This window comes from Clostridium puniceum (assembly GCF_002006345.1).
In the GTDB taxonomy this organism is placed as follows: Bacteria; Bacillota; Clostridia; order Clostridiales; family Clostridiaceae; genus Clostridium; species Clostridium puniceum.
This window is the reverse complement of the sequence record NZ_LZZM01000189.1, coordinates 1-12,893: the sequence shown is the minus strand read 5'-3', so window position 1 is coordinate 12,893 and position 12,893 is coordinate 1. Positions and strand designations below refer to the sequence as shown.

General features: G+C 27.6%; 11 protein-coding genes. 2 read left to right on the top strand and 9 right to left on the bottom strand.

Annotated elements, in window-relative coordinates; translation table 11 throughout:
• Positions 1 to 55: 55 nt before the first annotated feature.
• The 3 genes from CLPUN_RS17035 to CLPUN_RS17025 are packed head-to-tail and all read right to left on the bottom strand — an operon-like array spanning position 56 to position 2,296.
• Positions 56 to 838, bottom strand: coding sequence for a lantibiotic immunity ABC transporter MutG family permease subunit (locus tag CLPUN_RS17035; RefSeq protein ID WP_077848442.1), 783 nt, complete (start codon positions 836 to 838; stop codon positions 56 to 58).
• 1 nt (position 839) lies between these two features.
• A complete protein-coding gene (locus tag CLPUN_RS17030) occupies positions 840 to 1,589 on the bottom strand; it encodes a lantibiotic immunity ABC transporter MutE/EpiE family permease subunit (RefSeq protein ID WP_077848441.1) in 750 nt (249 codons plus the stop codon).
• Positions 1,590 to 1,591: 2 nt separating this feature from the next.
• Positions 1,592 to 2,296 (bottom strand): lantibiotic protection ABC transporter ATP-binding protein, encoded by a 705-nt coding sequence (locus tag CLPUN_RS17025; RefSeq protein ID WP_077848440.1) that lies wholly within the window; start codon positions 2,294 to 2,296, stop codon positions 1,592 to 1,594.
• Between the two features lie 256 nt (positions 2,297 to 2,552).
• Between CLPUN_RS17025 and CLPUN_RS17020 the strand changes: the two genes are divergently transcribed.
• Positions 2,553 to 3,980, top strand: coding sequence for a putative DNA modification/repair radical SAM protein (locus CLPUN_RS17020; protein WP_077848439.1), 1,428 nt, complete (start codon positions 2,553 to 2,555; stop codon positions 3,978 to 3,980).
• A 95-nt stretch (positions 3,981 to 4,075) separates the two neighbouring features.
• Entirely contained in the window at positions 4,076 to 4,825 is a 750-nt protein-coding gene (locus tag CLPUN_RS17015; RefSeq protein ID WP_077848438.1) for a TIGR03915 family putative DNA repair protein, read from the top strand.
• A gap of 262 nt (positions 4,826 to 5,087) precedes the next feature.
• On the opposite strand, the gene CLPUN_RS17010 is transcribed toward CLPUN_RS17015, so the two are convergent.
• The 6 genes from CLPUN_RS17010 to CLPUN_RS16985 all read right to left on the bottom strand — a co-directional run bounded on the left by CLPUN_RS17010 (position 5,088) and on the right by CLPUN_RS16985 (position 12,749).
• On the bottom strand, positions 5,088 to 5,651 hold the full coding sequence (locus CLPUN_RS17010) for a beta-class carbonic anhydrase (RefSeq protein ID WP_077848437.1): 564 nt from the start codon (positions 5,649 to 5,651) through the stop codon (positions 5,088 to 5,090).
• A gap of 151 nt (positions 5,652 to 5,802) precedes the next feature.
• Entirely contained in the window at positions 5,803 to 6,852 is a 1,050-nt protein-coding gene (locus CLPUN_RS17005) for a galactose ABC transporter substrate-binding protein (protein WP_077848436.1), read from the bottom strand.
• A 354-nt stretch (positions 6,853 to 7,206) separates the two neighbouring features.
• Positions 7,207 to 8,259, bottom strand: coding sequence for a galactose ABC transporter substrate-binding protein (locus tag CLPUN_RS17000; protein ID WP_077848435.1), 1,053 nt, complete (start codon positions 8,257 to 8,259; stop codon positions 7,207 to 7,209).
• 79 nt (positions 8,260 to 8,338) lie between these two features.
• On the bottom strand, positions 8,339 to 9,319 hold the full coding sequence (locus CLPUN_RS16995) for a substrate-binding domain-containing protein (protein WP_077848434.1): 981 nt from the start codon (positions 9,317 to 9,319) through the stop codon (positions 8,339 to 8,341).
• Positions 9,319 to 11,127: a sensor histidine kinase gene (locus CLPUN_RS16990; RefSeq protein WP_077848433.1), complete on the bottom strand. Its 1,809-nt coding sequence runs from the start codon at positions 11,125 to 11,127 to the stop codon at positions 9,319 to 9,321. Before CLPUN_RS16990 ends, CLPUN_RS16995 begins: the two co-directional genes overlap by 1 nt.
• 11 nt (positions 11,128 to 11,138) lie before the next feature.
• Positions 11,139 to 12,749, bottom strand: a complete 1,611-nt coding sequence (locus CLPUN_RS16985) for a response regulator (protein WP_077848432.1) — start codon at positions 12,747 to 12,749, stop codon at positions 11,139 to 11,141.
• Positions 12,750 to 12,893: the final 144 nt, after the last annotated feature.

Genomic DNA, 12,893 nt, shown 5'->3' with positions numbered 1-12,893 from the left:
TGCTTTTACTATAACTAAATTTAATAATTAATCATTTTTAATTTAACATAGTAATCTATTGTTTTTCTCCATTACTCTCATAAAACTCAAACCATATTAACAAAAAAACTCCAAAGAAAATTGTAAATATTACACTATTTCTAATGCCTATCATACTATTACTACTCCAAACATTTATATCTGCAATCTTATTAAATATATCTGCTGAATTTGTTTCTTTAATAAAAAAATTATTGCAAATTTTAATGCCCCATCCACAAGGTATCCATTGCCATATTCCATCACCAAGTCCTGTTATAAATAATGCTGAAACCAAACTTTCAAATATCCCAATTCCTACGGATGCTCCACTTCCAAAATTAATGCTCAACCATAAATGAAATAGATAAATAAAAATTTGACACCAAAATATAATTAATATTATATTAGCATAAAAAGAAAACTGTAATGAGTTTTGTTTTAATAAATATTGAAACCCAATATAAAAAGCACCTATTGCTAAAGTAAAAGAAAGAAAACCTGTACACAGCAGTATTAATATCTTACCTAAAAGACATTTACTTTTTCCATATCTTGTTCCAATCATTTCTTTAAATTTTCCTGCTACAGCTTCTTGTTGTACTACCATGGAACATATAATTCCAATTAATACAGGAAAAGTTATTACTAAAGCGTCTAAATATAAATTCACCTTAGTTACAGTATTTAATGATGTGAAAGAATAATAAACCAGAAATGTTGTTACACCTATAATAGGCATAACAATGTGAATCCAATAAAATGGAGTCCTCTTCATTTTCATAAAGTCTGCCTTCATAAGGCGAAAAAATGTAAGCATATTATACCGCCTCCTGCCTTTCATACCACTTAGCTGTTAAATAAGTAACTATTAAAAACAATACAATAGATACTCCAATGCCTAAAGGTATAGCAGAAGTATTAAGCAATTCTGGAGTAAATGTTTGATTACCCGGTTTAGCTGGCAAGCCATTTGGAAGGATCTTTAATACTGGACACATAAGTCTATCTTTATATGCAAATGGAATCATCCACCAATACTTTTCTATAGACCAAACGACACCAAAGAAAAAATTAACTGCTACACTTAAAATTATAGTTGGAAACATATCTATTTTACTTTCTAAAAACATCCACAATGGTACTTGCCACATACATGTAATTATAAGTATAATAATCCCAGCCAAACTATTTAACACTGGAATTCTGCTTCCATAGTCTATTGGAAATACAAACGCACCTAATTGTGCTGCCACAAAAATAATAATACAAGAAAAAGATATATTTTTTACCCCTATAAGCACTTTAGCAATCCATACTTTCTTTAATTCTAATGGAAGTGCTATTATAGCTCTGTTTTTCATACAACCATCTATTCTATTTAAAAGTGCACAACCTAAAGATAGAGTGCCAGGAAACATCAAAACACACCACCAATTATACACATTGGCCTGAAAAGTAAATGGATTAATAAATGAAAATATAATTACTAGAATTGGTGCTAACCAAATTAATTTTTTTATAAAAGTACGTTTAATTTTTGTGTTTTCATATAAAAAATATTTAAACATCTTTAAGCCTCTTTTCTATATTTTTTAGCAATATCCATAAATAATTTTTCTAAATCTTGTCCCTTTTTAAGTTCACCTTGATATCCTAATACACCATTTGAAATAATTCCAATATGGTCTGCAATCTGCTCTACTTCATTTAACATATGACTTGACAATATTACTGTAATACCTTTCTTAGGAAAAGACTTTATTAATTCTCTTAATTCTTGTATTCCAAAAGGATCTAATCCATTAGTTGGTTCATCTAAAATTAATAGTTTAGGACTATTAATTAATGCAATTGCAATTCCTAATCTTTGCTTCATTCCCATTGAAAATTGACCTGCTCTCTTCTTTCCTGTATCTTTAAGATCTACTATATTAAGAACTTCTTTAATTCTTGAATCTGGTAATCCAAGCACTGTAGTACGAACCTTTAAGTTCTCTTTTGCTGTTAAATTTTCGTATAAAGGAGCTGATTCTATTAAAGATCCTATGCAATTTAAATTCTTTCTACTCCATTTGTGTCCATCAAATAAAATTTCACCAGAAGTTGGTCTAAGCATACCTGTTATCATTTTTAAAAAAGTTGATTTTCCAGCTCCATTTGCTCCAAGAAGACCATAGATAGAATTTCTTTTTACTGAGATTGAAATATCCTTATTAGCCTCTTGTTTCTTAAATGTTTTACATAAATTTTTTGTTTCTAAAATAATTTCATTCATTTTTTCATCCTCCCTCATAACAATAAGGATAAATTATAATTATAAGGAATTTATAAGGAAATAGAAAACATTCTAAATTTATTTCAATACTTCTAATTCTAAAATTTCAAAAACTTCTATTAATTTTATTTTTATTAATTCACTAAAACCTTTATAAATTCGAAAGAATAGTTGCAACAGAACGTACATTCGTATATAATTATATCAACGAATATATGTTCTTTTTTTATTTCTATTTAAAAGGAAGTGTAGTAAAATGGATTTAATGGATAAATTAAAAATTTTATCTAATGCGGCAAAATATGATGTATCTTGTTCTTCTTCTGGCTCAAAGAGAAAGAACTCTAATAATGGAATAGGTAATGCTTCTGAAGCTGGTATCTGCCATAGCTTTACTCCTGATGGACGCTGCATTTCTCTTCTTAAAATATTATTTTCAAATGATTGTGTTTTTGATTGTAAATACTGTATAAACGGTGCTTCTAGAGACTTTTTAAGGGTTAGCTTCACTCCTGATGATGTGTGTGAACTTACTATTAATTTTTATAGACGTAATTATATTGAAGGGCTTTTTTTAAGTTCTGCTATTGTTAAAAATCCTAACAATACTATGGAGCTTTTACTTAAGACAGCAAAAAAACTACGTTTGGAAAAAAACTTTAATGGTTATATTCATCTTAAAGCAATTCCTGGCGCTGATGAAAAATTAATTCAAGAAGCAGGCACATATGTTGATAGAATGAGTGTTAATATAGAGCTTCCCTCTAGTAACAGCCTTAAACTTTTAGCGCCACAAAAGACTAAAGATAATATTTTAAAACCTATGGGAATTATTAAGAATTCCATAGTTAATCATGATGAAATGAAAAAAAGCATAAAAAATACGCCCCTCTTTGTTCCTGGAGGGCAAAGTACTCAATTAATTGTTGGTGCTACTCCTGAAAGTGATGGAAAAATACTTAAACTTTCAGAAGCACTTTATAACAAATTTAGCCTTAGAAGAGTTTACTACTCTGCTTATGTTCCTGTTATTAAAGATAATAAACTGCTTCCTGATATAATACATCCACCTATGATTCGCGAACATAGACTTTACCAAGCTGATTGGCTCCTTAGATATTATGGCTTTAAAGCTGATGAACTTTTAAAAAATGATGATGATAATTTTGATTTAAATTTCGATCCTAAAACCTATTGGGCGTTATCAAATTTAAACGATTTTCCTATTGAAATTAACAAAGCGTCTTATGAAAAATTATTACGCATACCTGGTATTGGTGTCACTTCTGCTAAAAAGATTTTAAAAACTCGACGTGTTCATAACTTAACTTTTGAGGATTTGAAAAATTTAAGGGTGGTACTTAAAAGGGCTAAGTATTTTATTACTTGCAGTGGCAGATATTATGGTGATGTTTCCTTTGATGATAATAAAATAAAAAATAAGCTTTTAGAGCAAAATCTCCCTAAAAACAAGGGGATAAATCCTAATCAAATATCATTTTTTGACACCTCATCAATAGAAGAAAAAACTACAGCATCTGGCATTATAATACCTAAAGAAAATATTTCTTATCCAAGTATGATTTATTCTAATAAAAAAGAGAAATATTCAAATATTATAATGCCTGAAACAAATTTATTAAGATTAAATGATAGATTTACTTCTATACATGGCGAATTTTAATTCATTGGAAATATTTTTAAATATAAAATTTGCACATTCACCTTTTGGGCTCTCACTTTTATGTCTCTACTTATCAAGAAAGGATTGATATAATTATGAAATTATTTATATATGATAATACTTTTGAAGGATTATTAACTGCTATATACGATGGTTTTTATTCCAAAGAGCCACCTACCTCTATTTATGGAATTAATGATGCTAATATTCCTCTTTTACTTGGAGAAATAATTGAAATCTCAACTGAAAATGATAAGTTTAAAAAAGTAAAAAATGCTATTATAAATAAAATAGATTTGTTTGCATTAAAAAAAATATATATGGTTTTTTTAAGTGATGATAAAGATAAAGCTATTATTATCTTTAAATATTTGAAAATAGCTTTTAAGCTGGGACATGATGTTCATAGTTTTTTAAATATCAATGAAGTGAGACTTGTTGATGATATTAATAAAAGAATTTCGTTTGAATGTCATAGATTTAATGGTTTTATTAGATTTAATTATATTGATCAAAAATTTTTATATTCCTCTATTGAACCTGATAATGATATTTTAGAACTTCTTGGTGATCATTTTAAAGATAGATTTTCTAAAGAATATTTTATTATTCATGATATTTCTAGAGAAAAAGCTTTAATATATAATAGACTTTCCTATGAGATTATTTATATGGATAAAGAAACTTATGAAAAACTCAAATCTCATAGCGATGAGTATTCTGACCTTTGGAAGACCTTTTTTAAATCTACTACTATTGAAGAGCGGAGAAATCCAAAATTACAATCTAGAATGATGCCCAAAAGATATTGGAAACATATACTTGAAACTTCGAGCTTTAATTAATTATGTAAATTATTTTACTAATTAAGATTAGATCCATTATTTTTATATTATAGATTATTTCGAATCAAGGTAATTTACTTGCTAAGCTACATATTACTTAGTATACAGTGCAAAATTTGAAATTTTCTACAGTAAAATTACACCACTTTTTTAACAAACTCATATCAAAACACTCAGAAAATAAAATAACTATATTTAATAATTATAAAAAAATCATTATTAAATATAGTTCCTTTTAAGTATAAAATTTATTTATACTTATTTATTTCATATCCCCATTTACTATTATTTCTACTTCTCCTGTTTCTGGGCTCATAATAAGACCATGAACTTTTATATCCTTAGGAAATAAAGGATGCTCCTTTATCATTTTTACACTTTCTCTTATAGATTCCTCTACAGATTCAAATCCATGAAGCCATCTTTCAACGTTAATTCCTGCTTTTTCTAGTGTTGATAAAGTTTCTTCCTTTATCCCACTATCTATCATTTTATTAACAAGACTTTTTGTATCTAAATTACTCATACCACATCCATGATGTCCTACTACAAAAACATCTTCTGCCCCAAATTCATACACTGCAACTAGTATACTTCTCATTACCCCACCAAAAGGATGAATAACAGTTGCACCTGCATCTTTTATTATTTTTGCATCTCCATTTTTTATGTTCATTGCTTTAGGTAATAACTCTGTTAATCTAGTATCCATGCACGATAATATTACCATTTTCTTTTTCGGTATTTTAGTTGTTACGTATTCTTCATATTCTTTATTATTTATAAAGTTTTTGTTATACGCAATTATTTGTTCTAATTTACTCATTTTAGCCCCACATCCTTAAATTTTTAATTATTGCAAAAAATAATCCCAAAAAAGAAGAATCTTTATTGAAAATTATATTTTATTAACTAATATACTAATTTAACTTTATGATATTGTAAAGTTAATTCTTTTACATTTTATCCAAAAATAATTATTGAGGTATATACTCTTCATAAGGAAGACGGATGGAAACTCCTGTAGCATCAAATTTATACTGTGTATCATAAAGAGGATTTCTGTTATAAACTAAATTAGTTCCAATTTGATAAAGTGCTTTAGCTAAAGCATCAGAATCTTGAAGTACAGAACCTGTCATAATCCCTTCCTTTATTAATTTTTGTGCTTCTGGTATTGCATCCACTCCAACTACTGTTATTGTTTGAGTTTTATTTCCTTTATTATAACCGTACTCTTGTAATGCTTCAATTGCTCCTATTGCCATAGAATCATTATTCGCAATTATTGCTTCAACTTTATTTCCAAGTTGTGAAAATAATGCTTTTGTAGCATTCTTAGCTTCGTCTTTATTCCAATTACAAACCTTTAAAGCAAGTTCTTGTGTTTTTATTCCTGAATTATTAATTGATAATATAGAATATTTTGTTCTTGTAACAGCATCAAGATTATCACTTTCACCCATTAACATAATATATTGTAATATTCCATCATTATTTTTATCTATAGATGGCTTGTTGCTATTCCATGCATTCGTAATAACTTTTCCTTGAATTCCACCAGCTTCTGCTGCCTCTGTTCCTACATAGCAAGATTTATTATATGATTTAATAGCTTCTATAGAAACTGGTTCTCTATTAAACAAAATCACTGGAATATTCCTCTCTTTAACTTTATTTATAACATCTTGTGTACTATTAGTTTCTACTAAATTTACTAATAAAAGATCAGTATTATTTTTTTCAAGTAATGTATCAACAGTTTGATTTTGAATTAATTGATCATTTTTCCCATCATAAAAAGTAAATTCAACCTTACCTTTATTTTCCTTTTGAATTTTTTCTAAACTTTGACGCACTAGAGAAATATAAGCATCATCAAATCTATATAATAATACACTTACCTTAATTGGTTCTCCTTCGACTACACGCTGATTAGTATAAATAGTATTTTTATTACAACTCAATATTGTTAAACTCATAATAATTATAAAAATAATTGCTGACAATTTTTTTAAATTCTTCATTTTAAGCCTCCCGTTTTAAACCTCATCGGATCTACACTTACATCTATTAAAAATGTTTATATATAAATATTTTGACTTAAAATATTTTATAATTTTATTATGGTTTTTAATCTAATGGTTTATACTAATAGATGGTAACAAATTTAAAATAAACATAAAAATTTATTAGAAATGAATCAAAAAAGAACAAGCCAATATAATGTATATTTTTAGCACTATCAGCATGTTTCCTAGAAATAATTTAGGTAAACTATCTTTATTATCTAAAAATAAAAATCACATTTTGACTTGTTTTTATGTATTAAAACCATATCTATCAATTAACCGTTTGCAATTTATTTATTAAAACATATATTATTTATTTTCTAAAAATAAATCTATATTATCATTTGTAACTCTAGCATGGGAAGTTCTTATATATTTCCTCTTTTCTAATACCTTAATTGAATTTACATTTCCATTAGTAGCCAATTCATATGCAATATTAAAAATTGAACTTGCCTGTGCTTTAGAATCATTTATAACAGTTCCTACCATAGAACCATTTTTCACTGCAGATAAAGCATCTGGTAATCCATCTATTCCCACAACTAAAGGTCTATTTTCAGTAATATTTAAATTGTCTAAAGCTTGAACTGCACCAAGAGCCATAGCATCATTATTGCTAAATACCACTTCAATTTTATCTCCAAAATTCTTAATCCAATTGGTCATTTTGGTAGTTGCCTGAGCTCCTTCCCAATTTGCAGTATCATCAGCTAATTTTTCTAATTCAATTCCATTTTCAGCTATAGTTTTAATACAATATTCTGTTCTTATTGAAGCATCTTGATGTCCTTGTTCCCCTTCCAACATAACATACTGAATCTTTCCATCTCCATTTTTATCTACTTTCCTCTTATCTTTTTTATAAGCGTTTATAATAATATCAGCCTGCATTTTTCCTGATAGGTCTGCTTGCGCACCAACATAATATAATCTATTCCATCGTTCCATATCTTCTTCAACAGGCTCTCTATTAAAGAAAATTACAGGTTTGTTAGCTACTTTTGCTTTATCAATAATCACTGATGCTGCAGTACGATCAACTAAATTTACACATATAATATCATAATCCTGTGCTATAAATTTATCTACTTGATTATTTTGATTGTTCAAGTTTCCCTTTGCATCCAAAATATTAATAGTTATTTTATATTTCCCTTCACTTTCTTTTTCCTTGGCTATCTCTTCAAGATTTTTAGTAATTGAAGAAACAAATACATCCTCTTGTTTGTATAATGTCATTCCTACTTTGATCTCTTTAATACCGCTAGTATACTTTTTAGTATTAACAGCACACGCTGATAATGAAGTGCAAATTGAAACCATCATTAACAATATTAGTGGTTTCTTAACTACTCTCACTAAACCTCACCCCTTAATGTGATTTTATTAGTCGTAAACGAATATAAACTAAAAATGAACTGGTATTTTTTCAATCCTTCTATCTAACAAATGGGAACAATAATTTTTGATTTTCCTCTGAATACATATTTTTTGTATTAATAACAGTTGATGAAATAGTACTATTATTAATATTTTTACCATTAATTTTATATATTGCCGTCTTTACTGCTAAATATCCAATGTTAAATTCATTTTGAATAGCAGTTGCACTTATTACCTTGTCCTCCAGAAAGGAAATTATTCTGCTTGTACTTCCTGTTCCATAAATTTCAATATATGCTTTATCTTTATTAATACTACTTAAATCTCTTTTAGCTTGAGCAACTCCTTCTAACATATCTGAATCAAAAGTTACTACTGCATCAACATTATTTTCCTCTAGTAATTTTTTTGCTTCATTATTATGAGTAACTTGCTTATCATCCACTTCTTCCCATAATATATAATTATTTTCAGTTTTATCCATAACACTCATAAAACCATCATACCGCTCCTTTATGCTGCTACATTCTAAATTGTTCTTTATAATTGCAATATTAGATTTAATTTTACCATTGCTCACCATTTCCTCAGCTAAACTTATTCCAAGTTTATAATTGTTACATGAAATACTTGGTAATACATGCTCGGATTTAACTGTTGATTCAATTAATATAACAGGTATATTTTTCATTGCATTTTCTATAGGTTCGGCCATTTTATCATAATCTACTGGAGATATAATAATAGCATCTGCTCTATTTTTGATTTCCCGGGCAATAAGTTCAGTTTGTTCAATATAATTATTATCTTCTGATAAAGTAACAAAACTTACATTTACATTCATTTCTGAAGACGCTTGATCTATGCCTTGCTTCATTATCATTAATCCTTCACTATTTTTCCCTGTAGTAATAATTGAAATATTATATATTCCCTTATCCTTTTCATGGTCTAATGTATCACTTAAAAGAAGTAGAAAAGACAGTACTACAAGCAATAACAGGATCACGATTGTTTGTTTTCTCTTTCTCCTCACTATCTTATTCCCTCCTTTTTCTTTAGGTCATAAAAATCAACACATGGCATATGAATACTAATTGTTGTCCCTTCATCCGGTTCACTATAAATTTTTAGACCATAAGCTTTTCCGAAATATAATTGTATTCTTTCATGAACATTTTTTAAACCTATACCTGAACTCTTTTTTTCAATTTTTGCTTCATTTGTTAAAAGAGTGTCTGCAACTTCTTGTAACATACCAAGTCCATTATCTACAACATCAATATATAAATCTTCTTCTTTTATATAGGTTTTAACTAAAATTTCACCATCTCCACCCATAAATTCCATGCCATGATAAATGGCATTTTCAATTAAAGGCTGAATAATTAATTTAATACTAGCAAAATTAAGAGTCTTTTGATCCACTTCAATATCATATGTAAATTTATTTTTATAGCGTATATTTTGAATAGTTAAATAATTACGTGCATGTTCAATTTCATCTCTTACAGTTATTATATTTTTTCCTTTACTTAAACTGATTCTAAAAAGTCTTGCGAGTGCTGTTACCATAATAATAGCTCCATCATAATTTTCATTTTCAATCATCCATATAATAGAATCGAGAGTATTATATAAAAAATGTGGATTAATTTGTGCTTGAAGGGCATCAAGTTCACTTTTTCTTTTTGATTCCTGCTCTATCATTATATTATCCATAAGTGTATGCATTTGAGTAACCATAGAACGAATTGCTTTTCCTAAATGTTGAATTTCATATGATCCACTAATTGAAATATCAACATCTTTTACACCATTTTCAAGTTTCTTTACACTTTTTTCTAATGATTTTATTGGATTAGCTATTCGTGAAGAAACAAACATATTAAGAAATACAAGTATAAAAACTGCAAAAAACATAATAAATACTGCAAAAAGACTAATTTGTTGATAATCAGAGGTTATATCTGACATTGGCGTAATTCCAACAATCTTCCACCCTGTATAACCAACTGTTTTAACTGTAACTAGTCTTTTTTCATCTTGAAAAGTCTCCATATGATTTCCATCTTCATAAGTTGCTTGTTCCTTATTATTTTCTTCTATTAAATTCGAATAAATTAATTGTTGCCTTGGATGATATATAACCTCCCCTTCTCTATCAACCAGATAAACATAACCTGATTTTCCAACATTTACACTCTTACAAATTTGCTCAATCCCACTAAAATTTATATCTACTAATAATACGCCTGAAGTTATTTTTTTATTATTTGTAAGCTCCACAGCACGACTTAAGGATACTACCCATTTATATTTATAGCTTGGATCTACAAATAAATTTTGAACATGAGGTGTTGAAAAATGAAGATTTTCTTTTCTAATTAATGCTTTTGTAAACCATTCACTATCTCTTGGATTAACTGAACTTTTTAACTGACCAACTGGAGATGCTGATATTACTTCACCTAGCTCTGAAAATACGCATATGCTGATAAGTGAATCTTTATTAGTTTCATATAACAAATCCATTTCTTTATTTATATTTTCTGTTGCTAAATCTTTTTTCTTAATAACGCTATAATAGGTAGTATCAGAGACCTTCATCATATTACGCAAATAATTATCTAAATTTAAATTTACTTGTTCTAACATGGCTCTATTATTTTCTGATACCATAAATTCAGTAGAATTTATGAAACGAAAATACAAAGCACCTCCTACAATAACCATTCCAATAACTGAAATTACAGTAAATGAAACTGATATTATATGCTGTATACTTGTATCTTTACATCTTTTTATCAGTTTTTGTATTCTAAGTTTTATTAAATCTTTCACAGTATATCAGCTCAATTCTTTCTATACTTTGATGGAGATACTCCAAATTTTCTTTTAAATACATAACTAAAATAGTTAGCTTCTGGATATCCAACTTTTTCTGCTATTATATATGTTTTATCATCAGTTGTATTTAAAAGCTTTACTGCTTCTTCTAAACGTATTGACGTTAAATAATTTACAAAATTCATTTCTGTTTCACGCTTAAAAAGTGTAGAAAAGTATGTTGGACTTACATGTAATTTTGAACAGAGCTTTTCTACTGAAATATCATAGTCCTTATAATTTTCTTTTATGTATTGCTTCGCTTTTTCAACAAGCAACATAGAAGAATTTATACGTTCTCTTTTTATAAAACTATTTATTTTAATAGACTTCCTTATAAACCAAGCTTTTACATCATTGATAGAATCAAACGTTTCTAAATAGCTATAACAATTAAAATTTTCCCCAAAAATTTCATCTATATTTAAATTATATGTTTGTACAAGTTTCAAAAGTGAAGTCATAATTTCCATAAGATAAATTCTATACTTATTGAATGGCAAAAGCAGATCTTCAATTTTTCTAAATAATTTATCTATTGCTTCTGTTATTTCTTCTTCTGATGAAATTTTAATAGCATTTAACATTGCACGTTCTTCCTGCTCATCAAATTGAAGCTGAATAGAATGATCCGGTTCAACATCATCAATATAGATGGCTTTCCCCGTCCCAAGTATAAAGCTATAATCTAAAGCATTTTGAGCACTTCTGTAGGAAAAACGTATATTTACAGGACTATCACAAGTATATCCAACACCTGATGTTATAGTTACTCCCATAATGCGTTCATAAATTTTACATACTTCATTAGTTCCTTTAATAAATGATAATATATCTTCCTTCTTTTCAAAATTTCCTATAATTACAACCATATCAGAATATAGAAAACTAATAAATTTACAATACTTCTCCATATTTTCATCTACTATTTTTTTTATCGAAATAGATACTAATGCTGATTCCTTTTGAATTGAAAGAATATTTTCTTCTAACGTTAATGTTCCATCTGCATGAATTAGCGCTACTGATAAATAGCCCGCTTTAAAATCTATATCTAATTTTTCTGCTTGTTCTTCCCACTGACTTTCACTTATTCTTCCCTCAATTGCTCCAACTAAAAATTGTTCTCTAATTACAGGCAAACTTTCAACATAATGTTTATAAAGGGTTTGTAAATTTCGTTTTTCATCATATTCCTTATCTAATTGTTCTTTTAATCTCCTTAACACTTCTATAAGTTCAATTGAGTTAATCGGTTTCAAGACATACTCAATAACATTTATCTTAATTGCTTTATGAGCATACTCAAAATCATCACAACCTGAAAATACAATAATTTTTGTAGATGGCATTAATTCTGCAAGTTTTTCCCCTAATTCCAATCCGTCCATAAATGGCATTTTAATATCTGTCATTATAACATCTGGCTGAAGCTTTTCTGCTTTTTCCAGTGCATCTTGACCATTTTCTGCATCACCAACTACAATAAAACCATTAGACTCCCAATCAATTTTCTTAATAATTCCGAGCCTTATTTCTTCTTCATCATCAACAACCATAATTCTATATAAATTCATTAGGTACCTCCTAAAGATGAATTTTTTAAATCTATAAATTCTATTATATATAAGTTCTAATTAATTTAATACATTAAACTCTCATGTACCTTAGATGAATGTTAGCCAAGTGTATGTAGTTTATTTATTAGAATGTATATATAA

Coding starts and splice junctions, on each gene's coding strand:
- CLPUN_RS17035 (WP_077848442.1), bottom strand. CDS start 838: ATGCTTACATTTTTTCGCCTTATGAAGGCAGACTTTATGAAAATGAAG.
- CLPUN_RS17030 (WP_077848441.1), bottom strand. CDS start 1,589: ATGTTTAAATATTTTTTATATGAAAACACAAAAATTAAACGTACTTTT.
- CLPUN_RS17025 (WP_077848440.1), bottom strand. CDS start 2,296: ATGAATGAAATTATTTTAGAAACAAAAAATTTATGTAAAACATTTAAG.
- CLPUN_RS17020 (WP_077848439.1), top strand. CDS start 2,553: ATGGATTTAATGGATAAATTAAAAATTTTATCTAATGCGGCAAAATAT.
- CLPUN_RS17015 (WP_077848438.1), top strand. CDS start 4,076: ATGAAATTATTTATATATGATAATACTTTTGAAGGATTATTAACTGCT.
- CLPUN_RS17010 (WP_077848437.1), bottom strand. CDS start 5,651: ATGAGTAAATTAGAACAAATAATTGCGTATAACAAAAACTTTATAAAT.
- CLPUN_RS17005 (WP_077848436.1), bottom strand. CDS start 6,852: ATGAAGAATTTAAAAAAATTGTCAGCAATTATTTTTATAATTATTATG.
- CLPUN_RS16985 (WP_077848432.1), bottom strand. CDS start 12,749: ATGAATTTATATAGAATTATGGTTGTTGATGATGAAGAAGAAATAAGG.